The organism is Streptomyces sp. 2A115 (assembly GCF_052245575.1).
In the GTDB taxonomy this organism is placed as follows: Bacteria; Actinomycetota; Actinomycetes; order Streptomycetales; family Streptomycetaceae; genus Streptomyces.
Genome location: NZ_JBQQCG010000068.1, coordinates 1 through 25,688, shown reverse-complemented (window position 1 = coordinate 25,688; position 25,688 = coordinate 1). Strand labels below are relative to the sequence as shown.

The window sequence follows — 25,688 nt, the reverse complement described above, 5'->3', positions numbered from 1 at the left end:
ACAGCATCGCCGGAGTCCCCACCAGCCCGCCAGGAGGCAGACCATGTCAGGACCCCGCCCCGTTCGAGCACCGCGCGGTACGGAACTGAGCGCCCTGGGATGGCAGCAGGAAGCCGCCCTGCGGATGCTGCAGAACAACCTCGACCCCGAGGTCGCCGAGCACCCCGACAAGCTCGTCGTCTACGGCGGCACCGGCAAGGCCGCCCGTGACTGGCGCTCCTTCGACGCCATGGTCCGTACGCTCCGGACGCTCAAGCAGGACGAGACGATGCTCGTCCAGTCCGGCCGGCCGGTCGGCGTCATGCAGACCCACGAGTGGGCACCGCGTGTTCTCATCGCCAACTCCAACCTGGTGGGCGACTGGGCGAACTGGGAGGAGTTCCGGCGCCTGGAGGCCCTCGGCCTGACCATGTACGGGCAGATGACGGCCGGGTCGTGGATCTACATCGGCACGCAGGGCATCCTGCAAGGCACCTACGAGACGTTCTCCGCCGTCGCCGCGAAGAAGTTCGACGGGACGCTCGCGGGGACGATCACGCTGACCGCCGGGCTCGGTGGCATGGGGGGCGCCCAGCCGCTCGCCGTGACGATGAACGACGGCGTCGCCATCTGTATCGACGTCGACCCGCGCGCGATCGAGCGCCGCATCGAGCACCGGTACCTGGACGTGAAGGCCGACTCCCTGGAGCACGCCCTCCAGCTCGCCGTCGAGGCTCGTGACGCCCGTCGGCCGCTCTCCATCGGGCTGCTCGGCAATGCCGCTGAACTGCTGCCCCGCATGCTCGCCGAGGGCGCACCGATCGACATCGTGACCGACCAGACCTCGGCCCACGATCCGCTGGCCTACCTGCCCGTGGGCGTCGACTTCGACGACATGGCCTCGTACGCCGCGAAGGACCCGGCCGGGTTCACCACCCGTGCCCGTGAGTCGATGGCGCGGCACGTGGAGGCCATGGTGGGCTTCATGGACGCCGGAGCCGAGGTCTTCGACTACGGCAACTCCATCCGGGGTGAGGCCCAACTCGCCGGGTACGAGCGGGCGTTCGCCTTCCCCGGCTTCGTGCCCGCCTATATCCGGCCGCTGTTCAGCGAGGGCAAGGGCCCCTTCCGCTGGGCCGCCCTGTCCGGCGAGGCCTCCGACATCCACAAGACCGACAAGGCGATCCTGGAGCTCTTCCCCGAGAAGGAGTCCCTGCACCGCTGGATCAAGATGGCCGGCGAGCGGGTTCAGTTCCAGGGGCTTCCGGCGCGGATCTGCTGGCTCGGGTACGGGGAGCGGGACCGGGCGGGTGAGCGGTTCAACGACATGGTCGCCTCGGGTGAGCTGGCGGCTCCGCTGGCGATCGGCCGCGATCACCTCGACGCCGGTTCCGTCGCCTCTCCGTACCGTGAGACCGAGGCCATGCTCGACGGCTCGGACGCGATCGCCGACTGGCCGCTGCTGAACGCCATGGTCAACGTGGCCTCCGGGGCGTCCTGGGTCTCCATCCACCACGGCGGTGGCGTCGGCATGGGCCGCTCCATCCACGCCGGTCAGGTGACCGTCGCCGACGGCACGGCGCTGGCCGGCGAGAAGATCCGCCGGGTGCTGACCAATGACCCCGGCATGGGCGTCATCCGGCATGTGGACGCCGGGTACGACATCGCGGAGTCGGTGGCGGACGAGCGTGGTGTGCGGGTTCCCATGCGGGAAGGCGAGTGAGCGTGCGCGTGCCGCGTGGCGGGGGGCGGGACTCTTCCCCCACCCCGCCCCTTCCCGAAACCAGGGGCTCTGCCCCTGGGCCCCGCTGGGGGCTCCGCCCCCAGTCCCCCGGTCGGCCTGAACGGCCTCGTCCTCAATCGCCGGACGGGCTGAAGGATGCGGGACCGAGCTGGAAAGCTCAGCAGGACTCAGTGGCTCCCTCGTTCCAGGAAATGTGGCGGGACCTCGAACCCATCGGGCGGCACCCCGACTCCGGTGGCTACCGTCGGTACGCCTGGACGGCCGCCGATGTCGAGTGCCGGGCCTGGTTCGAGGAGCAGGCCCGGGCCCGGGGGCTGGTCCACGAGCTGGACCGGAACGGGAACCAGTGGGCCTGGCTCGGGGACCCCGCCGCCGGGGACGCTGTCGTCACCGGGTCCCATCTCGACTCGGTCCCCGACGGCGGCGCCTTCGACGGCCCCCTCGGTGTCGTGTCGTCCTTCGCCGCGCTGGATGAACTCCGCGCCCGGGGCGTCGAGTTCACCAGACCCCTCGCCATCGTCAACTTCGGTGACGAGGAAGGCGCCCGCTTCGGGCTGGCCTGTGTCGGGTCCCGGCTCACCTCGGGGCAGCTCACCGTCGAGCAGGCGCACCGGCTCACGGACGCCGACGGGATCACCCTCCCGCAGGCGATGGAGCGTGCCGGGTACGACCCGGCGGCCATCGGTCCGGACCCGGAACGCCTCGCCCGTATCGGCGCGTTCGTCGAGCTGCACGTGGAGCAGGGCCGCGCCCTCGACCTGACCGGCGACCAGGTCGGCATCGCCAGTGCCATCTGGCCGCACGGCCGCTGGCGGTTCGACTTCCGGGGCGAGGCCAACCACGCGGGCACCACTCGCCTGGTGGACCGCCGCGACCCGATGCTGTCGTACGCGGAGACCGTGCTCGCGGCCCGGCGGCAGGCCGAGCTCGCCGGCGCCGTCGCCACCTTCGGCAAGATCTCGGTCGAGCCGAACGGAGTGAACGCCATCCCCTCCCTCGTACGCGGCTGGCTCGACTCCCGCGCCGCCGACCAGGCGACCCTCGACACGGTCGTCGACAGCATCGAGAAGGCGGCCCGCGAGTACGCGGACGCGCACGGCATCCAGCTCGACATCGTCCGGGAGTCGTTCACCCCGGTCGTCGAGTTCGAGCACGCCCTGCGCGACGAACTCGCCCGCATCCTCGGCAGGGACGCCGACCCCGGGCTCCGGGTCCCGGTGCTCGGTACCGGCGCCGGACACGACGCCGGAATCCTCGCCGGGAGCATCCCGACCGCCATGCTGTTCGTGCGCAACCCCACCGGTGTCTCGCACTCCCCGGCCGAGTACGCCGCCGAGGACGACTGCGTGGCCGGGGTGACCGCACTCGCCGACGTACTGGAAGGGCTGGCCCGCAGGTGACGCAGACGCAGACGTACTGGCTGGAGCATGCCTGGCTCGACACGCACGTCGAGCCGGGCGTGGCCGTGGAGGTCCACGACGGTCGCATCACCGCTGTCCGCACGAACACCGGCACCCCACCCCCCGGCGTCGAGCCCCTCCGCGGCCTGACCCTCCCCGGCCTCGCCAACACCCACAGCCATGCCTTCCACCGCGCGCTGCGCGGCACCGTCCAAGTCGGCTCCGGCACCTTCTGGACCTGGCGTGAGGTCATGTACTCCTTCGCGGACAGGCTGACCCCGGAGACGTACCACGCGCTCGCCCGCGCGGTGTACGCCGAGATGGCCCTCGCCGGTGTCACGGCGGTCGGCGAGTTCCACTACGTCCACCACGCCCCGGGCGGCACCCCGTACGCCGACCCGAACGCCATGGGCGAGGCGCTCATCGAGGCCGCGGCGGACGCGGGCATTCGCATCACGCTCCTCGACACCGCCTATCTCTCCGCAGGCTTCGGACAGGCCCCGAACCGGCATCAGCTCCGCTTCTCCGACGGCACCGCGGAGGCCTGGGCGGAACGCTGTTCAGTTCTCAAGGACCGGGATCACGCACGGATCGGTGCGGCCGTCCACTCCGTACGGGCCGTGCCCGCACGGCAGTTGGCGACGGTGGCGCGGTGGGCCGAGGAGCGGCGGGCCCCGCTCCATGTGCATCTGTCCGAGCAGACGGCGGAGAACGACGCCTGCCGGGAAGCGCACGGGTGCACACCCACCCGGCTGCTCGCCGACCACGGAGTGCTCGGCCCGCGCACGACGGGCGTCCACAACACGCACCTCACGGACGAGGACATCGCGCTGCTCGGTGACTCCACGACCGGCACGTGCATGTGCCCCACCACCGAGCGCGACCTCGCCGACGGCATCGGACCGGCAGTCGCGCTCCAGAAAGCGGGTTCGCCGCTTTCCCTCGGCTCCGACAGCCACGCCGTCATCGACCTGCTCGAAGAGGCGCGCGCGATGGAGCTGAACGAGCGCCTGCGCACCCGCACCCGAGGCCACTGGACGGCGGCCGCACTCCTGCGCGCGGCCTCCGCCGACGGCCACGCGGCCCTCGGCTGGGATCAGGCCGGCACGCTGGAGCCCGGCGCCCTCGCCGACTTCACGACCGTCGCGCTCGACTCGGTCAGAACAGCGGGACCGCTGCCGCGCCTCGGCGCCGAGACGGCCGTATTCGCCGCGACAGCCGCCGACGTCCGCCATACGGTCGTGGCCGGCCGACACGTCGTACGCGACGGGGCCCACACCCTCGTACCGAACGTGCCGCAAGCCCTCGCCGACGCGGTCGAAGCCCTGCGCGCCTGACCCGCGCTTCCCCCACTCCTCCGGCTTCCCCCGCTCCCATCGCCCCGACTGCCCCGAACGCCCATGAGGACGCCATGAGCAGCAGCACGACCACCGTCATCACCAACATCGCCAGCCTGGTCACCAACGACCCCTCCCTCGGTGACGCGTCCCCTCTCGGTCTGATCCAGAACGCGGCCGTCGTCATCGACGGCGACCGCATCGCGTGGACCGGTGATTCAAGAGAAGCACCCGCCACTGACAATCGGGTCGACGCCGGTGGCCGCGCGGTGATTCCGGGCTTCGTCGACTCCCACTCGCACCTCGTCTTCGCGGGCGACCGCACCCAGGAGTTCAACGCCCGCATGTCGGGCCGGGCCTACAGCGCCGGCGGCATCCGTACGACGGTCGCCGCGACCCGCGCCGCGACGGACGAGGACCTGGAGCGCAACCTCACGCACTACCTCGCCGAGGCCCTCCGCCAGGGCACGACCACGTTCGAGACGAAGTCCGGCTACGGCCTGACCGTCGAGGACGAGGCCCGCGCCCTGCGCATCGCCGCCCGCCACACCGACGAGGTCACCTACCTCGGCGCCCACATCGTCTCGCCCGACTACGCCGAGGACCCCGCCGCGTACGTCGCCCTGGTCACCGGCGAGATGCTCGACGCCTGCGCCCCGTACGCCCGTTGGATCGATGTCTTCTGCGAGAAGGGCGCCTTCGACGGCGACCAGGCCCGCGCGATCCTCACGGCGGGCAAGGCGAAGCGGCTGCACCCGCGCGTCCACGCCAACCAGCTGTCGTACGGCCCCGGCGTCCAGCTCGCGGTCGAACTGGACGCGGCGAGCGCGGACCACTGCACCCACCTGACGGACGCGGACGTGGACGCGCTCGCGAACGGCAACACGGTGGCCACGCTCCTCCCGGGGGCCGAGTTCTCCACCCGCGCCGAGTGGCCGAACGCCCGCCGCCTCCTCGACGCCGGCGTCACGGTCGCCCTGTCGACCGACTGCAACCCAGGCTCGTCGTTCACCTCCTCCGTGCCCTTCTGCATCGCCCTCGCGGTACGGGACATGGGGATGACGCCGGACGAGGCGGTGTGGTCGGCGACGGCGGGCGGTGCGCGGGCGCTGCGCCGGGAGGACGTCGGCCGCCTCACGCCAGGCGCCCGTGCCGACCTCGTCCTCCTCGACGCGCCGAGTCATGTGCATCTGGCGTACCGGCCGGGCGTACCCCTGGTCCGTGAGGTGTGGCGGAAGGGCGCCCGAGTATGACGGGGAGGACGGGGCCGGTGTGGCCTGAGGGCGGGATTCCGTCCGGCGCCTCCTGGATGGCTCCGAGGGGGCTGACGACGGGCGGTGATCAGGCGGTTGTGCGGAACAGGCCTGACTTCACCTGATTCTGGCGAGGATGCCCTGGCGTTCACGCCGGGGAGGAATCGCCTCCCGTGATCGTGATGCGGAGCATCGCCGCAACTGTTCCACGCCGGGCGCGGAGCGCTCCGTAGTACGACCACCACACGCATGAACGCCGACCGTTGCCAGATCATCACCACCAGTGACCCATCGGGCTGTTGTTCGCATTTCCCGGCTCCGCCGGGCAGCCGTGCGACAGGCGGCGGCGCTGGAGGCGACCCTGCGCGCCTGCAACCGGGCCGCCGGCCACGTCTCCCAGGTTGCGTTCGAGTCGGGTGTGAAGGACCGCAACGGCCTGCAGAAGCTGGTCTACGCGGACATCAAGGCCACATTCGGGCTGTCGGCACAGCCCGCGGTGCGGGTGGTGAAGAAGGTCGTCGACGCCTACAGCGCGCTCGCGGCCGGCCTGAAAGCCGACAGCGCTGCCCGCGCTGCGGCCACACCGAGCGGGCCAACCGTGTGCCCTGCCAGACGTTTCGTCGACTCATGCCTGGCAGACCCCCAGGCACAGCAGATGTGGAGGGACCTGATGACGGCGATCCAGTACTTCTGGCGACACCCGCTCGCCGAGCAGGTACGCGAGGAGGGCCGGGAGGAGGGGCGGGCCCAGGAGAGGGCGGAGAGCGTTCTGCGTAATCTTCAGTGGCGCCGGATTGACGTACCGGATGCCGTCCGCGAGCGCGTTCTCTCCTCCACAGATATGGACGAACTCGGCGCCTGGCTCGAACGCTCCTATCAGGTCAGCGACGCGTGGGAGCTGTTCGCTGAGGGTGCTTGAGCCGTACGGCTCCACGGCGAGGGGCGAGTTGGCCCGCCCCGGTCCGCCACAGTTGCTCCGACCGCCCCGTCAGGGGCGTGCGGAACTGCGCGACCAGCCACACACGACCTGCAGAGTCGTGTCACCGTCCCACGGAACGCTCGGCAGCGACCAAGCCAAGTCACACCCGCCGGGCTGGGCCCCATCCCCCGAAGGGCCCAGCCCAGCCGCGTCACCCCGCCCGGCCCCCGTACATCAGCCGCCGCAGCACCACCTCCACCGGCCCCCGGCGCCCCGCCCGCTCCAGGGCGTACGCCCCCGCCACGGTGATCAGCCAGACGCCGACCGCGAAGAGCGCCATGGTCGCGCTGGTCAGGTGTTCGCCCAGCCCGAGGCCCCAGGCGGCCAGCACCGGTGCGAAGAGCAGCGAGTGCGCGAGGTAGCAGGACAGGGACCGCTTGCCGACCGCCGAGACCGCCGCCGCGACCGCTGAACCCCGTCGGGCCCTCCTGCTCGTCCACCAGTGCGCGAACAGGGCGACGGCGGCGACATAGCCGAGTCCGGCGGCGTTGCCCGTGAGTTCCCGGAGTATGTAGAGCGCTCCCGTTTCGCTCTGCGCGTCGTCCGGTACGTCGAGGGCGCCGACGTGGGCGAGCGCGGCGGGCAGTGCGCCGAGCCAGCCGACCGTGATGCCGATGACGGCCGTGCGGCGCAGCAGGGTCCGATGGAGCCCTGGTTCCTCCAGGACACGGCGGCGTGCCGCCCAGAAACCGAGCAGGAAGATGACGTAGCCGCCGCCGACGAGCGCGAGCAGGCCGCCGGAGGTGACATACAGGCCGGTGGACACGCGGGTGCCGGCCGCAGTGAGCCAGCTCTTCTCCTCCGCGGCGTACGCCACGTAGCCCGCATCCGCGTCGGCGGCGTTCCCGAGGGACCCCAACTCTCCCTGGAGCAGAGCCGATACGACCGGCTGCAGTGACACGAGGACCAGTTGGGCGGCACCGATCCAGATCCACCACTTCAGTGCGCGTTCGCTTCGACGCAGGAAGACGAGGCCGAGGACGAGGCTCAGCACTCCGTAGTAGCCGACGATGTCACCCGCCATCAGCAGAGCGGAGTGCGTCAGGCCGATGACGATCAGCCAGAGACTGCGCCTGCGCAGGATCCGGACCGTGTCCCGCTCGGAGGTGCCCGCGGTCGTCTGCCGCAGATAGAGCTGCATCATCCCGTAGCCGAAGAGGAACGCGAAGAGCGGATAGATCCGCAGGTCCAGCACGGTGATCATGGTGAACTGCACCGCGTGGTCGAGCCACGAGCCGTCCACGGGCTGCCATCCCGAAGGTCCGCCCCGCGCCGCCCAGAGATGGAAGGCCGTGTTGGAGAGGACGATGAGCAACAACATGAATCCGCGCGCGAGGTCGGGTGCGAGCGCCCGTTCCTCGGCCCGTACGCCCCCGCGCCGCACCGGCTTCTCTTTGCTCGCGATCGTCATGGACCCACGCTAAGAAGGTCCTGACACGTCCCGATATCGGTCGGTGGTCGCGTGGCGGCCGACCAAGGGATGACGCCGGGGCGGGGGGCCGCGACCAAAGTTGCTGCGGGGCCCCCGGAGGCCACGAGCCCGAACCGGGCTCTACGGGGAAGGCAGGGGAAGGTAATACGCGATCGGCCTCAGGCCGGGCCCGCCCCCGCCCGCCACCGCTGTTCCGCCCGCCCCGTGTCCGGGGACAGATCCAGGCCTTCGCCGCCGTCCGGCGTCAGCGCCTGGTCAGCGGCGATGGCCGGGCGGATCACGCCGGCCGCGGTCACCGCGAACCTCAGGTTCTGGCCGTTGCGGCCGTCGACCGAGTCGCATTCCCAGATGCCCATGCCGTCGTCGGTCGCGCCGCGGCTGTCCAGGCAGAAGTCGGGGTCCGCGTACGACTGCAGGACGCCCCGGTCGGTGTCGACGCGCCAGCGCTGGGTGCGGGCCGAGGTGCAGGAGGCGGTGACGGCGTCCGTGCCCTTCTCCAGGTCGCCGTCCCGGATGTCCAGGCAACGGCCCGAGGCGAGGTTCACGACCTGGGCGTAGCCGCCGTTCGGTGGGGGAGCCGGGGCGGGAGTGGGCGACGACGACTTCGAGGGCGTCGGCTTCTTCGATGGGGATGAACTCTTCGTCGGAGTCAGGGACTTGGAAGGGGGCGGCGACGGGGTGACCGACACCGTTGCCGTCGCCGTCACCTGTGGTGGTGGGTTCGCCGGGGCGGTGACGGCGTCCCCCGCCCGCTGGGGCTGCGAGCCGCCCGAGGACAGCAGGAACAGCAGCAGCGGTGCCAGGGCCACGCCCAGTGCGGCCGAGGCCAGGACGAAGCGGCGGGACGGGGGCCACAGTGCCGACGCCGGGCCCGCACCCGCACCGGCGCCGGCCTCGGCGGCTAGGGCGTCCCTGGCGTACGCCGTTCCGGCCCACGGCAGCAGGCCCTCCGCCAGCGCCGTGCGCGGGGCCTCGCGCAGGGCCGACAGCTCCTCGTACGCGGTGGTGCAGTGCGCGCAGTCCGCCATGTGGGTGTGCAGGTCGGCGCTGTAGCGCGGGTTGTCGGGGCGTACCGACTCCTCGATCAGGCGGCGGAAGTCCTGGCAGCTCGGGTCGCCGGAGGCGGCGAGGCGGGTCCTCAGACAGGCCTGACTCAGCGCCTGGAGCGCAGGCTCCGTCCCGTACGTCACGTCCTCACGGGTGACTCCGAGGAAACCGGCCGTGGTGTCCTCGGGTTCGCGCTCCACGATCCCGTACCAGATGAGGCCCCGGACCCGGGAGGGCAGCGACTGGAATGCCGCCAGCATCGGCGGTACGGGACCGTCGGGGCCCTCCGCGCGCAGCAGGATGAGCAGCCCGGGGTCGAGGCGGACGGCGCGCTCGTCCTCGGTCCACGCGGCGGCCACCCGCCCTGCCAGCAGCAGGAGTTGGTGCCGCCACGGACCGGACGGGTCGGTGCCGCGCGCTGTCTCCTGGGCGGCGAGGGTGAAGGTCTGCGCCGTCAACTGCCGTGCGGCGGAGTCGTGCGCGGTGCACAGGCGGGCGTAGGCGAGGAGCGCGGGGCGGTGGCGTCTTCGCAGTTCGCGGAGTGCCGGATACGCGGTGGGAGTGTCGGCGCGCAGCAGTTCGGTGAGGCGCGCGTCGGACGCGCCGGTGTGCACGCCGCCGTCCTCGACGCCGTCCGCGCCGCCGGCCTCGGTGTCGTCAGCGTTGTCGCCGTCGTTGGCGGGGCGCCGCCCGCCCCGAGCCCGAACCATCCTCCCGCCTCCCCGCCCTCCGCGATCGAGCCCGCCGGACTCCTGACGTACCGGCCAGTCTGGCGGGTGACCATAGTGATGGAAGGGAGGCGGAGAGGAAAGAGGTTTGCGGCGTTAACCCCATGCGGCACAAGGCCGCTTGGCAGGACGAGGGCCGGAGCCGTCGGCAGACCGGACGCAGAGCCGGTTGTCGGACCGGCCACGGAAACGGCGATGGCGCCCGCCGAGCCCCGCCGACAGGACCACTCCCCGTCGGCCGGACTCGTACGAGCGCCACAGCCAAAACCAATATTGGTGCCGTCCGGGGCCGTCTGGTGCCCTTTCGGTGCCGTCGGCGCGAGGAGTCACTCCTCGACCGTCAGCCCCCTCCGCAGCCGCACCAACGTCCGGGACAACAGGCGTGACACGTGCATCTGGGAGATGCCCAGCTCGTCGCCTATCTCCGACTGGGTCATGTTGGCGACGAAGCGCAGGGACAGGATCTTCCGGTCGCGCGACGGGAGTTCGGCGATCAGCGGCTTGAGCGACTCGACGTATTCGATGCCTTCGAGCCCGTGGTCCTCGTAGCCGATCCGGTCCGCCAGCGCGCCCTCGGAGTCGTCCTCCTCGGGCTGGGCGTCCAGCGAGCTGGCCGTGTAGGCGTTGGACGCCGCCATGCCCTCGACGACCTCGTCGTTCGACAGGCCCAGACGATCCGCCAGCTCTCCCACCGTCGGAGCGCGGTCCAGTTGCTGCGCGAGTTCGTCGCCCGCCTTGGCCAGGTCGAGGCGGAGTTCCTGGAGTCTGCGCGGCACGCGCACGGACCATGATGTATCGCGGAAGAACCGCTTGATCTCGCCGACGATGGTCGGCATCGCGAAGGTCGGGAACTCGACGCCGCGGCTGAGCTCGAACCGGTCGATCGCCTTGATCAGGCCGATGGTGCCGACCTGGATGATGTCCTCCATCGGCTCACTGCGGGAGCGGAACCGGGAGGCGGCGAACTTCACCAGGGCAAGGTTGAGTTCGACCAGGGTGTTACGGACGTACGAGTACTCGTGCGTGCCTTCTTCCAGCGACTCGAGCCGCTCGAAGAGGGTTTTGGACAGGGCCCGCGCGTCCACCGGCCCCACCTCGTCGTACGGGGGGATCTCCGGAAGTCCGGCGAGCCCGGCGCTCTCGACACTCTCGACGAGCTCGTCGAGGGGCTGCTCTTCCAGGCGTTCCAAAGGGGGTGTCGACGTCGCCCTCTGGGTATGCGATTCGTCGAGCCGGGGTGACATGGTGTCCTCCATCGTTCTCGGCATATGGCTGCCGATGCCGATACGTGAACTGCGGTGTGCGGCGCCTCCAAAGCCGGCCGGGTCGAAAACTGTCTCTACTAGCCCTACCCGCTTCCGCGAGCCTGCCGCAAGTGCGATCCATGGTGAAATGTCCGTTTGTTGGCGGTTGTTCAGGTGTCGGAGGTCGTAGGGAAGGCGTAGTGTTCGAGGGCATCAATCAACAGTCACGATGGTCGGAAGAGAGAGACGGCATGGACCGCGGGACGGTCGGCAGCGCACAGTCGGGCCGGCTTCTGGTCGAGGTGCGGGAAGAGGGCACTAGTGCCGTCGTGACCCCGGCGGGTGAGTTGGATCACCACACGGCCGATTTGTTGCGTGGGCCACTCGAAAGCTGCCTCGGTCGTGGGTTCACACGCTTGGTCGTGGACTGTTCGCGGCTCGAGTTCTGCGACTCCACCGGGCTGAACGTGCTGCTCGGTGCCCGTCTCAAAGCCGAGGCCGCCGGAGGCGGAGTCCATCTGGCCGGGATGCTGCCGGTGGTGGCCCGGGTCTTCGAGATCACCGGGGCGGAGGCCGTTTTTACTGTGCATGACACACTGGAAGCGGCTCTGGCCGACAAGCGGGGCAAGCCCGACGAACCCCGCAAACCCGACTAGCCGGCGAAGTCGACCGGCCGACGAGCCCGAGGGGGCCGCTCGGCCGACAAGCCGGCCGGCCGACGAACTCGGGTGGCCGACTCGAGTGGCCGACAAGCCCGAGTGACCCGACCCCGGTCGCCCTGAAGCGTCGCCCTACGGCAAAGTTATGCCTCAGTTGTCTCCGTGTGATCAACGCGTTACCAGAGTCACAGCGTCCACGTCGAATAAGTGGGTGTTCTGACGGTTCGGTCGGGCAGGAGACATCCTGAATATGTCAGCAGACCGAACGGCAGACGTGCGGCAGTCCCGGACGGCTCACGGATCCCGAGTGTGACGACTCACGGGTCCCGGGTGTCCTGAGCTTTCGAATGTCTCGAGTGCCTTGAGTTGAGTACTGAGTCTTGAATCATGAACTGGTGAATCGGTGAGGTGAAGCGCTGATGAGCACCACCCGGCCTTACTCGCCGGGCGACCGCGGCCCGGAACCGGGCGCCGACGGCGCTTCCGGGACGTCACCGGGCGGCTCAGCCGCCGGGCGTGCCGCCCGTCGGCTGAACTTCGGCGGTGAGAGCGGTGTCGTCCCGCTCGCGCGCGACTTCGCCCGCCAGGCGCTGTACGAGTGGGGCTGGCTGCCCGCCGCGACCGCCGACCAGCGGGCCGCGGCCGAGGACGTCCTGCTGGTCGTCTCCGAGCTCGTCACCAACGCGTGTCTGCACGCCGAGGGCCCCGACGAGCTCTGGATCACCTGCGACAACAAGGTGCTCCGCGTCGAGGTCTCCGACCGGGGTGCGGGCCAGCCCGCCCCGCGCACCCCGCACAGAGCCGGGCGTCCCGGCGGCCACGGGATGTTCATCGTGCAGCGCCTGTGCCTGGACTGGGGCGTGATCCGCACGGCCGGGGTCGCGGGCAAGACGGTCTGGGCGGAGCTCGGAGCACCGGCGTAAGTCCCACCTCGGGTTACCCGCGGTTCGTACCTTTCTTCGAACTTTTCTTCGTACGTCACTACACGCGCGCCGGATGCTCACGGATCCGGCGCGCACTTTGTCTTCCCTCGACAAGGCCCCGGGCGTACCTTGACGGCCGATCTGATGTGTCGTCAGGAACGTCCCGTCAGGAACGCCTTCGATGCCTCAATGCCTTCCATGCCTGCAGGAATGAGGGGACCGTGTCATACCGGACGTACCAGAAACGAACCGCCGCGCTCGCGTCCGTCGCGGCCCTGGCCGGCTCGGCGGTGCTGATGGCCGCCCCCGTAGCACGGGCCGACGTCGTGAACGTCAACTACCAGTGCAAGACCCCGATCGGCGACAAGTCCGCCGTCTCGCCCATCGACATCAAGGGCGTCAAGAGCGGTAGCGGCTACAAGCTCACCATGTCCTGGCAGAAGGGCGTCTCGTCCAGCCCGGTGGAACTGGGCAAGGGCGCGATGAACCCGAGCGCCGTCATCAAGGTGGGCGGCGCGGACAGCGGCACGGTCAGGGTCACGGGACCGGCCAACGCGGAGGCGATCCCCGCCAACACCCCCATCAAAATCAGCGACATGAGCGGCACGTACACGCCCGGGAAGAGCGGCAAGGTCACCTTCACGGCGGGCGTGCTGACCATCAAGGCGCTCGGCACGACCACCACGTGCACGCCCACGAACAACCCCAAGCCCGCGCTGACCCTCGACGTCACGGCGTCGGGCGGGACCTCGGGTGGAACGTCCGGTGGGACCTCGGGCTCCTCGGAGAGCGCCCCCGCGGGCGGCGAGGAACTGCCGCAGACCGGCCCGCAGGACAACGCGATCGCGCTCGGCACGCTGGGCGGCACAGTGCTGCTGGCGGGCGCGGCGGGCGTGCTGTGGCTGACGCGCAGGCACCAGGCTTCCCGCTGACCTGCGCTTTCGCTTGATTATCCAGAGCCGCCGACCATCCAGAGCCGCCGACCACCCGGAGCCGCCGACCACCCGGAGCCGCCGACCACCCGGAGCCGCCGATGCCGTCCGTGCTGCCCGCCGCCCGCGCCCTCTGTCTCGCCGCCGTCACCCTGCTGGCCGTCGCCCCCACCGCCACGGCCGACGACGGCTGGTCCGTCGTGCCCTCGACCGGTGGCCAGGACGGTCGGCCCTACTTCTACGCCGAGGGCGCGCCCGGCACCGTCATGGAGGACACGGTGTCGGTGATCAATCCGGGCAGGGACCCGCTCACCGTACGGCTCCGGGGCGCGGACGCCGACAACAGCAGAGGCGGCGGCCTCTCGGTCCGCGCGAAGGCGACGGACACCGGCGCTTGGATCACCTTCGCCGAGCGGACGGTGAAGATCCCGGCGCGTACGCGCGCGGACGTGCCGTTCACGGTGAGCGTCCCGGTGGGCACCACCCCCGGCGACCACCCCGGAGCGATCGTCGCCACCGGCGCCGGCCGGTCCGCGGCCGTACGCGTCCACCTGCGGGTCGGCGGCCCGACGCTCTCGGCGCTCACCGTCGAGGACGTGGCCGTCCGTGCCGGCCGTATCTCGTACGAGCTGGTCAACCGCGGCACCACCGTGCTGACCCCGAAGCTCGCAGTGCGCGCCGAGGGCCTGTTCGGCGAGGTGCTCGACCGCGCCCCGCGCACCCTGCCCGTCGAACTGCTCCCCGGCCGCCGCGTCACACTCACCGAACCCTGGCCCGACCGGCCCGCGCTCGACTCGGTCGAGGTGAAGGTCACGGTCACGGCGGCGGGCGGGGCGCGTGACGAGGCGGGTGCTTCGGCGCGGTTCGTGCCGTGGGGAGCGGTGGCGGGCGTGGTCGGCGGGCTCGTGGTGTGTGCGGGCGGCGGCCATTGGTTCGTAGGACGGTTCGTACGACGTCGTAGGCGCCCACCGCCTCAGATCGCGGGCGCCGAACAGCCGCGTACGGAAGACGAGTTGACGGGAGCGGTGTCGTGAGCGGCAAGGTGCGGATTCCGGCGGTGGTGGCGGTGCTCGCGCTCGCCCTGTTCCCCTTGGCGGGAGTGCCTGCGGGAGTGCCGGCGGCCGCTGCGGAGAAACCAGTGGTCGAACTCTCCAAGTCCCAGGCGGGGACGGGCGGTTCGATCACCGTGACGGGGAGCGGCTGGCGGTCCAAGGCCATCCTGATGATGCTCATCTGCGGCCAGTCATCGACCGACCGAGGCGTGATCGGCGGCACCAACTCCTGTGCCAACGCGGACGGCCGGGCCGCCACCACCGACGCGAAGGGCAGGTTCAGCAGAAAGCTGCCGGTCGTCGAACCGCCCAAGCCGTGCCCGTGCGTGGTCCATGTCGCCACGGTCACCGGCGAGAAGGCGGAGGCGAACGCCCCGCTCCTGGTCGCCGGGCACGAGGTCGAGCCGCTGCCGAAGGAGCAGAGCGGCGGTCGGCTCTCGGTCCTCACCGACACCCGGCTCGACGGGTCGAGCGGCCTGCTGACCTGGTTCGGCGCGCCACCGTCCCGCCAGTTCGTCTTCACCGTCGGCAACGTCGGACCCGACCCGGTCAAGAACCCCGTCTTCCAAGTCGGCACCTCTCACGGCGTGTTCGCCCCGCAGTGGGAGGAACAGCAGTGGCGCGGCACCATCGCGCCCGGCAAGAAGGCACGGATCTCCCTGCCGGTCGAGCTGACGTCCGGAGCGCACGGTGACTACACGGTCTCGCTGAAGTTCGGCGGCAAGGTGCTCGCCGAGCAGCCGTGGGGCGTGGGGCGCCCGTGGGGCGTGACGCTCTTCTGGATCCTGGTCTTCGTCGTCGTACCGGCCGCGGTGTTCCGGATCGGGATGGCCGTGGTGGACCGGATACGGCCGCGCAGGTCCTCCGGACGCGTCGGCGCCGGCCGGGTCAGGCACCCGGAGCGTCCCGGGCGCCCCGGCCGTGGCGCGCACGGCGTGCGGCGCGGGGGACTGCGACTGCCCGAAGTCACCGTGCGGCTACCGAAGTTGAGCCTCCCGTCGACGTTCACGGCGTCGGGCGCCGACACCGACACCGAACGCGGTACCCGTCCCAGTACGACCCCGACTCTGCCCTGGTTCACCCCGGACACCGATCCGGGCGCGGCCGAGGCCGGTCAGCTCTCCGCACCGCAAGAGAACAGTCCGACGACCCCGACCAGGAAGGGAAACACGTGAGCACGCAACGGAGAGTCCGACCGGGAGTCCGGCCGAGGGGCGGCCGGAGAGCGAGCGCGGCCGGAGTCGCGATGATGCTCGGCGGTGCCGGCGTCCTGCTGGGCGTGGCCGCGGCACCGGCCCAGGCCGCCGAGGTGTCGTACGCGACCGAGTGCGTACCGCCCGCGGCCTCCGGTCTCGACCCCGTGCAGGGCACCACCCAGGTGGAGGTCACCGCACCGGCGACGGCGAAGGTGGGCGACGAGGTCGAGGTGGTGTGGAAGTTCGTCCAGGCGGCCTCGAAGAACCCCGACCTGATCGACCTGCCGGCGAACTCGGCCCAGCCGTCCGGCACGCTCAAGGCGGCCGGTGCGCAGAGCGGCGACATCGCGATGCAGGGGCCGCGCGAGAACCCGGCCATCCCCAAGGGCGGGGACATGAAGCTGTCCGACATGAAGGGCACGCTGAAGCTGACGACGCCCGGCGAGGTGACGCTGACGCCGGACGCGTACGCCATCAACGTCATGTCGACGGACACCAAGTGCGCGCCCAAGGAGACGGTGAAGTCCGCGGCGACCATCAATGTGACAGCGGGCGGCGGGGGTTCGCCCCCCGCGTCGCCCGATCCGACCGAGAGCACCACCCCGCCGCCGACGAGCGGCGCGCCGAGCCCGTCCGGGAGCGAGAGCGAGGGCGGCGACACGGGAGGCTCCACCGGTGGCGGCGGCCAGACCGACTTCACCGGCAAGGAAGTCGCGATCCCGTACGCCTGCAAGACGCCTATCGGCGACAAGAACGCGACCTCGCCCGTGCAGATCAACGCCAAGAAGAGCGGCGGGAGTTACGACCTGACCGTCCAGTTCAAGGGGTCCGTGATGGACAGCCCCGCCGATATCCCGGCGGACTCGGTCAAGCCGTCGATGGAGGTCGTGCTGGGCGGCGCCGACAAGGGCACGGTGAATGTCGAGGGACCGACGAACCCGGAGGCGATCAAGTCAGGGGATCCCATGAAGATTCCTGACCTGACGGGTACGTACAAGCCGGGGGCGGACGGCGAGTCGACGCTCTCGCCGGGTGTGCTGACCGTGAAGGCCCTTGGTACGACGACGACTTGTACGCCGACCAAGTCCGCGGTGTCGCTGACGCTGGACACGGCCGCCCAGGAGGGTGGCGCGGCGGGTGGCTCCGCCGGTGGAGCCGGTACGTCGGGCGCCGGTGCCGCCGACTCCGGGGGTGGGCTCGCGGACACCGGTTCTGACGGCAGTGGGATGTTGCGGGCGCTCGGGCTCGTAGCGGGTACGGCGATTCTGCTTGGTGGAGCGGTGTTCACGTTCATGCCGCGGCGGCACGCTTCGCGTAGGACGCCGTAGGGGCCGTCGGGGTGGAGTGTTGTGGGGAACTGCGGGTCCGTTGTGGCTGGTCGCGCAGTTCCCCGCGCCCCTTACGGGGCGGTCAGCGGACGTCGCCCATCAATGACTTGACCTTGTTGCGGTACATGTACACCGCGAAGCCGGCGATCACCGCGAGGGTGGCCTCCAGGGCGACGACGCCCATGCCGTTCAGGCCGACGCCCGCGATGGAGAGCAGACCGGTCGTGGCGTCGCCGGCGGTGACGGCGAGGAACCAGACGCCCATCATCTGGGAGGCGTACTTCGCGGGAGCCATCTTCGTGGTGACGGAGAGGCCGACCGGGGAGATGGTCAGCTCGCCCACGGTCTGTACGAAGTAGATGGCGACCAGCCACAGCGCGGCGGCCTTGTGACCGCCCTCGGCGATCGACAGGGGAGCCAGGAAGAGGAAGAAGGACGCGCCGACCAGGAGCAGCCCCGACGCGAACTTCACGATCGTGCTCGGCTCCCTGCCGCTGCGGTTCATCGCCAGCCATGCCCAGGCGAAGACCGGGGCGAGGGCCATGATCATGACCGGGTTGACCGACTGGTACCAGGAGACCGGGAACTCCCAGCCGAAGACGCTGTTCTCGGCCGACGACTCGGCGAAGATCGAGAGGGTCGAGCCGCCCTGGTCGTAGATCATCCAGAAGACGGCCGCGGCGATGAAGAACCAGATGTACGCGGACATCTTCGACTGCTCGACCTGGTCGAGCTCCTTGTCCCGCTTGATGCGGGCGATGACCATGATCGGGATGATCAGGCCGATGAGGGTGAGCGGGACCAGGATCCAGTTCAGCGTGTAGTGGCCGGAGAAGCCGACGATGCCGTAGAAGACCGCGGCGACGCCCGCCCACAGCGCGGCCTTGCGCAGGGTCGAGACCTTCTCGGCGGCGGACAGCGGCGTCGGGACGAGGTCGGAGCGCGCGTCGAGGTGGCGGCGGCCGATCAGGAACTGGGCCAGACCCAGCGCCATGCCGAGCGCGGCGAGCGCGAAGCCCAGGTGCCAGTCGACGTTCTCACCGATGGTGCCGATGATCAGCGGCGCCGCGAAGGCGCCGAGGTTGATGCCGATGTAGAAGACGGTGAAGCCGCCGTCGCGGCGCGGGTCGTCCGGGCCGTCGTAGAGGTGGCCGACCATCGTGGAGATGTTGGCCTTCAGCAGTCCCGAGCCGATCGCGACGAGACCGAGGCCCGCGTAGAAGGTGCCGGACGAGGGCAGGGCCAGGGTCAGGTGCCCGAGCATGATGACCAGGCCGGCGACGGCGACGGTCCTGCGAGGGCCGAGGACGCGGTCCGCGAACCAGCCGCCGGGCAGGGCGAGCAGGTACACGAGCGACAGGTACACCGAGTAGATCGCGGTCGCGGTGGTCGCGCTCAGGTGCAGGCCGCCCGGGGCGACCAGGTACAGCGGGAGCAGGGCCCTCATGCCGTAGTAGGAGAACCGCTCCCACATCTCGGTCATGAAGAGAGTGGCCAGTCCGCGGGGGTGGCCGAAGAAGGTCTTCTCGGACCCGGGGGTGCCCGGGGAGACCGAGTCCTTCGTCAGGCTGGACGCCATGGTCGTTCCTTGCTGGTCGGGGCGTGCCGCAGTGGGGAGCTCGCGCGCCCGGTGGGGGAGGCGGCCGGCACGCGTCCTCGCGCTCGGGGCCCGGCCACAGGTCATTCCCGTCGAGGCTGATGAACACCAGCCCGCGCACGAAAGAGACCTTCGACGGCCGAGCGGCCGGCAAAGGTCCCTGTGGGATACAGGTATCTGGTCACGATAAAGCCACACAGCATGTCAATGCGGCACATGACACGACTTGAGAGATGGATCACAGGTGTGGATGGAACTATCCACACGAATCGAAGGTCGTTCACAGGTTTTCACCCGTAAGCCCCAGGGGCGCTCGTCCGTCGCATGCCCAGCGCCGCTGGGGCGAACCCCGCATGTCGATCACCCCCACTGCGCTGGACCGCGGCGGACTACCATCAGTTCATGACCCGTGTACTGCTCGCCGAGGACGACGCGTCCATCTCGGAGCCGCTGGCCCGCGCCCTGCGCCGGGAGGGCTACGAGGTTGAGGTACGCGAGGACGGACCCACCGCGCTCGACGCCGGCATCCAGGGCGGCATCGATCTGGTCGTGCTCGACCTCGGGCTGCCCGGCATGGACGGACTGGAGGTGGCCCGTCGGCTGCGCGCCGAAGGCCACACCATCCCGATCCTCATCCTGACCGCGCGCGCCGACGAGGTGGACACCGTCGTCGGCCTGGACGCGGGCGCCGACGACTACGTCACCAAGCCGTTCCGGCTCGCCGAGCTGCTCGCCCGCGTCCGGGCCCTGCTGCGGCGCGGCGCCGCCGAGCCCCAGCAGCCGCCCGCCACGCACGGGGTGCGCATCGACGTCGAGTCGCACCGCGCCTGGATGGGCGACGAGGAACTCCAGCTCACCGCCAAGGAGTTCGACCTGCTGCGAGTCCTCGTCAGGGACGCCGGCCGGGTCGTCACGCGTGACCAGCTGATGCGCGAGGTCTGGGACACCACGTGGTGGTCGTCCACCAAGACCCTCGACATGCACATCTCGTGGCTGCGCAAGAAGCTCGGCGACGACGCGGCGAACCCCAGGTACATCGCGACGGTACGTGGCGTGGGCTTCCGCTTCGAGAAGAGCTGACCCCCTCGGGGATCCACTCGTCGTACCGAGAAAGCTGACGTACGGGCATGCGCCGTCGACTCATCAACTCCACGCTGGCCGTCGTGCTGGTCGTGATCGCCGTGTTCGGCGTCTCGCTCGTCATCGTCGAGACCCGCACGATCAGCAGCAGCGCCCAGGAACGTGTGGACTCCGAGGCGGTGCGGCTGGTGAGCATCGTCGACAGCCGTATCCTCGGCGACGAGCAGATCAATGCCGGCGTCCTGAAGGAACAGGTCACGGGCGATCGGTACGCGCGCATCGACCTCCCGGGCCGCGCCCCCATCCACATCGGCGCCGAGCCCACCGGTGACGTCATCCAGTCCGTCCGCACGGGCGAGGGGCGCGAGACGGTCACGGTTCAGGAGCCCCGCTCCGCGGTCACCCGTGAGGTCGGCCGTACGCTCCTGATCATCGCCGCGGTCGCCCTGCTCGCGGTGATCGCCGCCGTCCTCCTCGCGGTACGCCAGGCCAACCGGCTCGCCTCCCCGCTGACCGACCTCGCGGAGACCGCCGAGCGGCTCGGCTCCGGTGATCCGCGCCCGCGTCACAAGCGGTACGGCGTTCCGGAGCTGGACCGGGTCGCGGACGTCCTGGACAGCTCCGCCGAGCGCATCGCCCGCATGCTGACGGCCGAGCGCCGCCTGGCGGCCGACGCCTCGCACCAGCTCCGTACGCCCCTGACCGCTCTGTCCATGCGGCTGGAGGAGATCACCCTCACCGACGACCCGGACACGGTGAAGGAGGAGGCGACCATCGCGCTCGGCCAGGTCGAGCGCCTCACGGACGTGGTCGAACGGCTCCTGACCAACTCCCGCGACCCGCGCACCGGCTCCGCCGTCACCTTCGACCTCGACGAGGTCATCAAGCAGCAGCTCGCCGAGTGGCGCCCGGCCTACCGCAGCGTGGGCCGGGCCATCGTGAGCTCGGGCAAGCACCATCTTCAGGCCGTCGGCACGCCCGGCGCGGTGGCCCAGGTGCTGGCCGCGCTGATCGAGAACTCCCTGATGCACGGCGGCGGCACGGTCGCCCTGCGCACCCGCGTCACCGGCAACCAGGCTGTGATCGAAGTCACCGACGAGGGCCCCGGAGTCCCCGCCGACCTGGGCGCCCGCATCTTCGAGCGTGCCATCAGCGGTCGCAACTCAACGGGCATCGGCCTGGCCGTCGCCCGCGACCTCGCCGAGGCCGACGGCGGCCGTCTGGAAATGCTCCAGGCCCAGCCCCCGGTCTTCGGCCTGTTCCTGTCGCGTACGCCCGTGAAGCGCCCGGCAGCGGGGGAGAGCCCGGAGCCGACGGTTCGATAGCCGACGGTTCGATAGCCGGTGGCGACTGCGGTTCCGGACGAGGGGAAGATCAGCGCACGCGCTGGAACTGCCGGGTCGGACGGTCCTCCTGAAGGAAGGCCTGCGCCGCCCGCGGCCGCTCCAGGAACGATTCAGCGTCGGCCACGGGGTCGCTGGCCGGCACCGAACGGAAGACCCACGTGCGGTAGGACCAGAAGCGGAACAGCGTCGCGATACCGATACCGACGAACTTGAAGACGTTGCTCGCCAGTGCGCTGTCGAGGCCGAGACCGTACGTGGCGGCGAACAGGAAGCCGTTCTCGATGACCAGGCCGATCGCGCTGAACAGCACGAACAGCGTCAGTTCCCTGCCGCGGCCGCTCTTCTCGCGGTCGCGGTACGTGAAGTAGCGGAACCCTATGTAGTTCGAGACGATCGCGACGACCGTGGCGATCACACTGGCCCGTACGACCTGCAGGTCCGTGGCGCTGCGCACCAGGTTGAACGTGATCAGGTTGACGAGCAGACCGGCCCCGCCGACCGCGCCGAACTTGGCGACCTCCTTGGTCAGCCGGTCGATCCGCATGCGCACGGCGCTGGGCGGTCTGGCATGAGCCCTGCGTTTACCACCTTTGCCCATGGTGTCGCCCAGTCCCCGTCTCGTCGTATACGCCATTTTCGTCAACCTTCGTCGACTCCGCCATGCTAACCAGCGGTTCCCTTCGGTGCCTGTGATCACCCGAATTATGTGTCCAGCCTGTGATGAACATGCGGAACTTTCGATGATCATGCGCGCGACAGGGGCGGCCCGATACGGCCGATACCCTGGGGGTGTGACGTTCCCGGTAGTCGGCATGGTCGGCGGGGGGCAGCTCGCTCGTATGACACACGAGGCGGGCATCCCGCTCGGCATCAGATTCAAGCTCCTCAGTGACACCCCCCAGGATTCCGCGGCGCAGGTGGTCAGCGAAGTCGTCATCGGCGACTATCGCGACCTCGACACGCTGCGGGCCTTCGCGCGGGGCTGCGATGTGATCACCTTCGATCACGAACACGTACCCACCGAGCACCTCAGAGCCCTGGAGGCGGACGGCATTCCCGTCCGCCCCGGCCCCGACGCGCTCGTCCACGCCCAGGACAAGGGCGTGATGCGGGCGAAGCTCGACGAGATCGGCGTGCCGTGCCCGCGGCACCGGATCGTGAGCGGTCCGGACGACGTGGCGGCGTTCGCGGCGGAAGGGCTCCCCGCGGGAGCCGAGGGTGACGGCTTCCCGGTCGTCCTCAAGACCGTCCGCGGCGGCTACGACGGCAAGGGCGTGTGGGTCGTACGGTCCGTGGCGGACGCCGAGGACCCCTTCCGCGCCGGAGTCCCCGTCCTCGCCGAGGAGAAGGTCGACTTCGTACGCGAGCTCGCGGCGAACGTCGTCCGCTCCCCGCACGGCCAGGCCGTCGCGTATCCCGTCGTCGAGTCCCAGCAGGTCAACGGCGTCTGCGACACGGTCATCGCGCCCGCTCCCGGCATCCCGGACGCGCTCGCGCTCCAGGCCGAGGAGCTGGCCCTGCGCATCGCGAAGGAACTCGACGTCGTCGGCCACCTCGCCGTCGAGCTCTTCGAGACCCGCGATGGCCGCATCCTCGTCAACGAGCTGGCCATGCGCCCGCACAACTCCGGCCACTGGACCCAGGACGGCGCGATCACCTCCCAGTTCGCCAACCACGTCCGCGCGGTCCTGGACCTGCCGCTCGGCGACCCGCGCCCGCGCGCGAAGTGGACGGTCATGGTGAACGTCCTGGGGGGCGACTACCCCGATATGTACTCCGCGTACCTGCACTGCATGGCCCGCGACCCCCAGCTCAAGATCCACATGTACGGCAAGGACGTGAAGCCCGGCCGCAAGGTCGGCCACGTCAACACCTACGGCGACGACCTGGACGACGCCCTCGACCGCGCCCGCCACGCAGCCGCCTATCTGAAGGGCACGATCACCGAATGACCACGTCCGCAGGTTCGTCATCCGAGTTCTCCGAGTCGCCCGTCGTCGGCATCGTCATGGGCTCGGACTCCGACTGGCCCGTCATGGAAGCCGCCGCACAGGCCCTGGACGAGTTCGAGATCGAGTACGAGGTCGATGTCGTCTCGGCGCACCGGATGCCGCGCGAGATGATCGCGTACGGGGAGGGGGCGGCGGACCGCGGCCTCAAGGTGATCATCGCGGGCGCGGGCGGGGCGGCCCATCTGCCGGGCATGCTCGCCTCGGTCAGCCCGCTGCCCGTGATCGGCGTCCCGGTCCCGCTGAAGTACCTCGACGGCATGGACTCGCTGCTGTCGATCGTCCAGATGCCGGCGGGCGTCCCGGTCGCCACGGTCTCCGTCGGCGGCGCGCGCAACGCGGGTCTGCTGGCCGCCCGCATCCTGGCCACGCAGGACGCGGAACTCCTCGGCCGGATGCGGGAGTTCCAGCAGGAGCTCAACGACCAGGCCACCGAGAAGGGCAAGCGACTGCGCGCCAAGGTCGAGGGCGCGGGCAGCGGCGGTTTCGGGTTCGGTTCGGGCCCGGGGAAGTGACGCACGTGTCCTTCTCTCCCGACTCCGCCCCCGGCTCCTCCCTCGACCAAGCCCGCGCACTGCTCGCCGAGTTCCCCGTCGTGGACGGCCACAACGACCTCCCCTGGGCGCTGCGCGAACAGGTCCGCTACGACATCGACGCCCGCGACCTCGCCGCCGACCAGAGCGCTCACCTGCACACGGACCTGGCGCGGCTGCGCGCGGGCGGGGTCGGCGCGCAGTTCTGGTCGGTGTACGTGCGCTCGGACCTGCCCGGCGCGGTCCCGGCGACGCTCGAACAGATCGACTGCGTAAGGCAGTTGATCGCGCGGTACCCGGAGGACCTGAAAAGCGCCCGGACGGCCGCCGACATGGAGGCGGCGCGCGGCGAGGGCCGTATCGCCTCGCTCATGGGCGCGGAGGGCGGCCACTCGATCGACAACTCCCTCGCCACGCTGCGGGGCCTGTACGAGCTCGGGGTCCGCTACATGACCCTCACCCACAACGACAACATCGCGTGGGCGGACTCGGCGACGGACGAGCCGGGTGTCGGCGGCCTGTCGGCCTTCGGCCGTGAGGTCGTGCGTGAGATGAACCGCCTGGGCATGCTGGTGGACCTCTCCCATGTCGCGGCCACGACGATGCGGGACGCGCTGGACACGTCCGTGGCGCCGGTGATCTTCTCCCACTCTTCCTCCCGCGCGATCTGCGACCACCCGCGCAACATCCCGGACGACGTGCTGGAGCGTGTGCCGGGCAACGGCGGCGTGGCGATGGTGACGTTCGTCCCGAAGTTCGTCCTCCAGGCCGCCGTCGACTGGACGGCCGCCGCCGACGAGAACATGCGCGAGCACGGCGTCCACCACCTCGCCACGACTCCCGAGGCGATGAAGGTCCACCGGCTCTTCGAGGAGTCCAACCCCCGCCCCGTCGCGACCGTCTCGACGGTCGCCGACCATCTGGACCACATGCGCGAGGTGGCGGGCGTGGACCACATCGGCATCGGCGGCGACTACGACGGCACGGCGTTCACACCGGACGGCCTCAGCGACGTCTCCGGCTACCCGAACCTGATCGCGGAGCTCCTGCACCGAGGCTGGTCGACCACCGACCTCGCCAAGCTGACCTGGCAGAACGCGGTACGGGTCCTGGGCGCGGCCGAGGACGTGGGCCGCGACGAGCAGTCCCGCAGGGGCCCGTCGAACGCGACCCTGGAGCAGTTGGACGGCTAGTTCCCTAGTCCCCGTCCAGACTCTCCGAGGGGTTCCCGCGCCCCGAATTCAGGGGGGCGGGAAACTCCGTGACATTCGGGGCGCGGGGAACTGCGCAGTCTTTTAGGGGCGCGGGGCTGTGACATATGCGGCTCCGCCGCGTGGGCGCGAACAGCCACGACGGCCCCGCAGCCGAAATGACAACCCGCGGCTTTCGTTCAGGCACGGCGCCCCACGAGCATCGTCGGGGCGCCCCGCACCCGCGTCAGAAACACGGTCGCGGAGTTCGGCCCCTGAGGTTTCACCTTGCGCCGCAACTCCTCAGGCTCGACGGCCGAACCGCGCTTCTTGACGGTCAGGACACCGACCTCACGCTGCCGCAGCAGAGCCTTCAACTTCTTGAGATTGAAGGGAAGCCGGTCGGTGATCTCGTACGCGGTGGCGTACGGAGTGGGGATCAGCGAGTCCGCGGTGACGTAGGCGATCGTCTCGTCGATCAGCCCGCCGCCGAGCTCCTCGGCGACCTCCGCGACGAGATGGGCACGGATGGCGGCACCGTCGGGCTCGTACAAGTACCGCCCCGGCGGCCGGACTTGGGGATCGGGCAGCCCACGACTCAGGAGCGTACGAGGGCCGGGCAACAGGGTCGCTCGGACGACCCCGGATCCCAGAGTGCCGAACCACAGCACGGCCTCCTTCACGTCCCCGGAGTCCGAGA

Annotated in this window: 22 protein-coding genes; 16 read left to right on the top strand and 6 right to left on the bottom strand. The window is 70.4% G+C overall.

All coding sequences use genetic code 11. From position 1 onward, the window contains the following. Positions 1-43: 43 nt before the first annotated feature. The 5 genes from hutU to ACTWQR_RS40480 all read left to right on the top strand — a co-directional run bounded on the left by hutU (position 44) and on the right by ACTWQR_RS40480 (position 6,632). A complete protein-coding gene (hutU, locus tag ACTWQR_RS40500) occupies positions 44-1,702 on the top strand; it encodes a urocanate hydratase (RefSeq protein WP_443232256.1) in 1,659 nt (552 codons plus the stop codon). Positions 1,703-1,914: 212 nt separating this feature from the next. Beyond that, on the top strand, positions 1,915-3,123 hold the full coding sequence (locus ACTWQR_RS40495) for an allantoate amidohydrolase (protein WP_443232288.1): 1,209 nt from the start codon (positions 1,915-1,917) through the stop codon (positions 3,121-3,123). Beyond that, positions 3,120-4,460 (top strand): formimidoylglutamate deiminase, encoded by a 1,341-nt coding sequence (locus ACTWQR_RS40490; RefSeq protein ID WP_443232255.1) that lies wholly within the window; start codon positions 3,120-3,122, stop codon positions 4,458-4,460. Before ACTWQR_RS40495 ends, ACTWQR_RS40490 begins: the two co-directional genes overlap by 4 nt. 74 nt (positions 4,461-4,534) lie before the next feature. Beyond that, positions 4,535-5,713, top strand: a complete 1,179-nt coding sequence (hutI, locus tag ACTWQR_RS40485; protein WP_443232254.1) for an imidazolonepropionase — start codon at positions 4,535-4,537, stop codon at positions 5,711-5,713. Positions 5,714-6,044: 331 nt separating this feature from the next. Continuing rightward, positions 6,045-6,632, top strand: coding sequence for a hypothetical protein (locus ACTWQR_RS40480; RefSeq protein ID WP_443232253.1), 588 nt, complete (start codon positions 6,045-6,047; stop codon positions 6,630-6,632). 211 nt (positions 6,633-6,843) lie between these two features. Here the strand turns inward: ACTWQR_RS40480 and ACTWQR_RS40475 are convergent, their stop codons facing one another. The 3 genes from ACTWQR_RS40475 to ACTWQR_RS40465 form a co-directional block, all read right to left on the bottom strand. After that, positions 6,844-8,103, bottom strand: a complete 1,260-nt coding sequence (locus ACTWQR_RS40475; protein ID WP_443232252.1) for a DUF418 domain-containing protein — start codon at positions 8,101-8,103, stop codon at positions 6,844-6,846. Positions 8,104-8,282: 179 nt separating this feature from the next. Then, positions 8,283-9,881, bottom strand: coding sequence for a ricin-type beta-trefoil lectin domain protein (locus ACTWQR_RS40470; RefSeq protein WP_443232251.1), 1,599 nt, complete (start codon positions 9,879-9,881; stop codon positions 8,283-8,285). A gap of 344 nt (positions 9,882-10,225) precedes the next feature. Further along, on the bottom strand, positions 10,226-11,143 hold the full coding sequence (locus ACTWQR_RS40465) for an RNA polymerase sigma factor SigF (RefSeq protein WP_443232250.1): 918 nt from the start codon (positions 11,141-11,143) through the stop codon (positions 10,226-10,228). A 251-nt stretch (positions 11,144-11,394) separates the two neighbouring features. On the opposite strand from ACTWQR_RS40465, the gene ACTWQR_RS40460 reads away from it, so the two are divergent. The 6 genes from ACTWQR_RS40460 to ACTWQR_RS40435 all read left to right on the top strand — a co-directional run bounded on the left by ACTWQR_RS40460 (position 11,395) and on the right by ACTWQR_RS40435 (position 17,233). Next, the gene (locus ACTWQR_RS40460) at positions 11,395-11,799 is read left to right on the top strand and encodes an STAS domain-containing protein (RefSeq protein WP_443232287.1); all 405 of its coding nucleotides are present in this window, start codon (positions 11,395-11,397) and stop codon (positions 11,797-11,799) included. A 422-nt stretch (positions 11,800-12,221) separates the two neighbouring features. Then, positions 12,222-12,725: an ATP-binding protein gene (locus tag ACTWQR_RS40455; RefSeq protein WP_443232249.1), complete on the top strand. Its 504-nt coding sequence runs from the start codon at positions 12,222-12,224 to the stop codon at positions 12,723-12,725. Between the two features lie 221 nt (positions 12,726-12,946). After that, positions 12,947-13,657, top strand: a complete 711-nt coding sequence (locus ACTWQR_RS40450) for an LPXTG cell wall anchor domain-containing protein (protein WP_443232248.1) — start codon at positions 12,947-12,949, stop codon at positions 13,655-13,657. A gap of 101 nt (positions 13,658-13,758) precedes the next feature. Beyond that, a complete protein-coding gene (locus tag ACTWQR_RS40445) occupies positions 13,759-14,691 on the top strand; it encodes a COG1470 family protein (RefSeq protein WP_443232247.1) in 933 nt (310 codons plus the stop codon). Then, positions 14,688-15,884, top strand: a complete 1,197-nt coding sequence (locus ACTWQR_RS40440) for a hypothetical protein (RefSeq protein ID WP_443232246.1) — start codon at positions 14,688-14,690, stop codon at positions 15,882-15,884. Before ACTWQR_RS40445 ends, ACTWQR_RS40440 begins: the two co-directional genes overlap by 4 nt. 74 nt (positions 15,885-15,958) lie before the next feature. After that, a complete protein-coding gene (locus tag ACTWQR_RS40435; protein WP_443232286.1) occupies positions 15,959-17,233 on the top strand; it encodes a hypothetical protein in 1,275 nt (424 codons plus the stop codon). A gap of 82 nt (positions 17,234-17,315) precedes the next feature. Here ACTWQR_RS40435 and ACTWQR_RS40430 read toward each other — a convergent pair whose 3' ends face one another. Further along, the gene (locus tag ACTWQR_RS40430) at positions 17,316-18,812 is read right to left on the bottom strand and encodes an oligopeptide:H+ symporter (protein ID WP_443232245.1); all 1,497 of its coding nucleotides are present in this window, start codon (positions 18,810-18,812) and stop codon (positions 17,316-17,318) included. 420 nt (positions 18,813-19,232) lie between these two features. Between ACTWQR_RS40430 and ACTWQR_RS40425 the strand changes: the two genes are divergently transcribed. Both ACTWQR_RS40425 and ACTWQR_RS40420 read left to right on the top strand, forming a co-directional pair. Further along, the gene (locus tag ACTWQR_RS40425) at positions 19,233-19,910 is read left to right on the top strand and encodes a response regulator transcription factor (protein WP_037677291.1); all 678 of its coding nucleotides are present in this window, start codon (positions 19,233-19,235) and stop codon (positions 19,908-19,910) included. A 47-nt stretch (positions 19,911-19,957) separates the two neighbouring features. After that, positions 19,958-21,235, top strand: coding sequence for an ATP-binding protein (locus ACTWQR_RS40420; protein ID WP_443232244.1), 1,278 nt, complete (start codon positions 19,958-19,960; stop codon positions 21,233-21,235). Positions 21,236-21,284: 49 nt separating this feature from the next. On the opposite strand, the gene ACTWQR_RS40415 is transcribed toward ACTWQR_RS40420, so the two are convergent. Further along, positions 21,285-21,854: a GtrA family protein gene (locus ACTWQR_RS40415; protein ID WP_443232285.1), complete on the bottom strand. Its 570-nt coding sequence runs from the start codon at positions 21,852-21,854 to the stop codon at positions 21,285-21,287. A gap of 142 nt (positions 21,855-21,996) precedes the next feature. On the opposite strand from ACTWQR_RS40415, the gene ACTWQR_RS40410 reads away from it, so the two are divergent. The 3 genes from ACTWQR_RS40410 to ACTWQR_RS40400 are packed head-to-tail and all read left to right on the top strand — an operon-like array spanning position 21,997 to position 24,991. Further along, positions 21,997-23,208 carry a 5-(carboxyamino)imidazole ribonucleotide synthase gene (locus ACTWQR_RS40410; protein ID WP_443232243.1) on the top strand — a complete coding sequence of 404 codons (1,212 nt, stop codon included), beginning with the start codon at positions 21,997-21,999 and terminating at the stop codon, positions 23,206-23,208. Continuing rightward, positions 23,205-23,780, top strand: a complete 576-nt coding sequence (gene purE / locus ACTWQR_RS40405; protein WP_443232242.1) for a 5-(carboxyamino)imidazole ribonucleotide mutase — start codon at positions 23,205-23,207, stop codon at positions 23,778-23,780. Before ACTWQR_RS40410 ends, purE begins: the two co-directional genes overlap by 4 nt. Before the next feature lie 5 nt (positions 23,781-23,785). Continuing rightward, positions 23,786-24,991, top strand: a complete 1,206-nt coding sequence (locus tag ACTWQR_RS40400; protein ID WP_443232241.1) for a dipeptidase — start codon at positions 23,786-23,788, stop codon at positions 24,989-24,991. Between the two features lie 197 nt (positions 24,992-25,188). Here ACTWQR_RS40400 and ACTWQR_RS40395 read toward each other — a convergent pair. Continuing rightward, the coding region (locus ACTWQR_RS40395; RefSeq protein WP_443232240.1) for a THUMP-like domain-containing protein at positions 25,189-25,688 on the bottom strand (500 nt) is incomplete at its 5' end.

What these genes read in the sequence shown, in the direction of transcription:
- ACTWQR_RS40430 (WP_443232245.1), bottom strand. Translation starts at nt 18,812, where the DNA reads ATGGCGTCCAGCCTGACGAAGGACTCGGTCTCCCCGGGCACCCCCGGG.
- ACTWQR_RS40495 (WP_443232288.1), top strand. Translation starts at nt 1,915, where the DNA reads ATGTGGCGGGACCTCGAACCCATCGGGCGGCACCCCGACTCCGGTGGC.
- ACTWQR_RS40415 (WP_443232285.1), bottom strand. Translation starts at nt 21,854, where the DNA reads ATGGGCAAAGGTGGTAAACGCAGGGCTCATGCCAGACCGCCCAGCGCC.
- ACTWQR_RS40455 (WP_443232249.1), top strand. Translation starts at nt 12,222, where the DNA reads ATGAGCACCACCCGGCCTTACTCGCCGGGCGACCGCGGCCCGGAACCG.
- hutU (WP_443232256.1), top strand. Translation starts at nt 44, where the DNA reads ATGTCAGGACCCCGCCCCGTTCGAGCACCGCGCGGTACGGAACTGAGC.
- purE (WP_443232242.1), top strand. Translation starts at nt 23,205, where the DNA reads ATGACCACGTCCGCAGGTTCGTCATCCGAGTTCTCCGAGTCGCCCGTC.
- ACTWQR_RS40465 (WP_443232250.1), bottom strand. Translation starts at nt 11,143, where the DNA reads ATGTCACCCCGGCTCGACGAATCGCATACCCAGAGGGCGACGTCGACA.
- ACTWQR_RS40425 (WP_037677291.1), top strand. Translation starts at nt 19,233, where the DNA reads ATGACCCGTGTACTGCTCGCCGAGGACGACGCGTCCATCTCGGAGCCG.
- ACTWQR_RS40460 (WP_443232287.1), top strand. Translation starts at nt 11,395, where the DNA reads ATGGACCGCGGGACGGTCGGCAGCGCACAGTCGGGCCGGCTTCTGGTC.
- ACTWQR_RS40445 (WP_443232247.1), top strand. Translation starts at nt 13,759, where the DNA reads ATGCCGTCCGTGCTGCCCGCCGCCCGCGCCCTCTGTCTCGCCGCCGTC.
- ACTWQR_RS40470 (WP_443232251.1), bottom strand. Translation starts at nt 9,881, where the DNA reads ATGGTTCGGGCTCGGGGCGGGCGGCGCCCCGCCAACGACGGCGACAAC.
- hutI (WP_443232254.1), top strand. Translation starts at nt 4,535, where the DNA reads ATGAGCAGCAGCACGACCACCGTCATCACCAACATCGCCAGCCTGGTC.
- ACTWQR_RS40410 (WP_443232243.1), top strand. Translation starts at nt 21,997, where the DNA reads ATGATCATGCGCGCGACAGGGGCGGCCCGATACGGCCGATACCCTGGG.
- ACTWQR_RS40475 (WP_443232252.1), bottom strand. Translation starts at nt 8,103, where the DNA reads ATGACGATCGCGAGCAAAGAGAAGCCGGTGCGGCGCGGGGGCGTACGG.
- ACTWQR_RS40435 (WP_443232286.1), top strand. Translation starts at nt 15,959, where the DNA reads ATGCTCGGCGGTGCCGGCGTCCTGCTGGGCGTGGCCGCGGCACCGGCC.
- ACTWQR_RS40420 (WP_443232244.1), top strand. Translation starts at nt 19,958, where the DNA reads ATGCGCCGTCGACTCATCAACTCCACGCTGGCCGTCGTGCTGGTCGTG.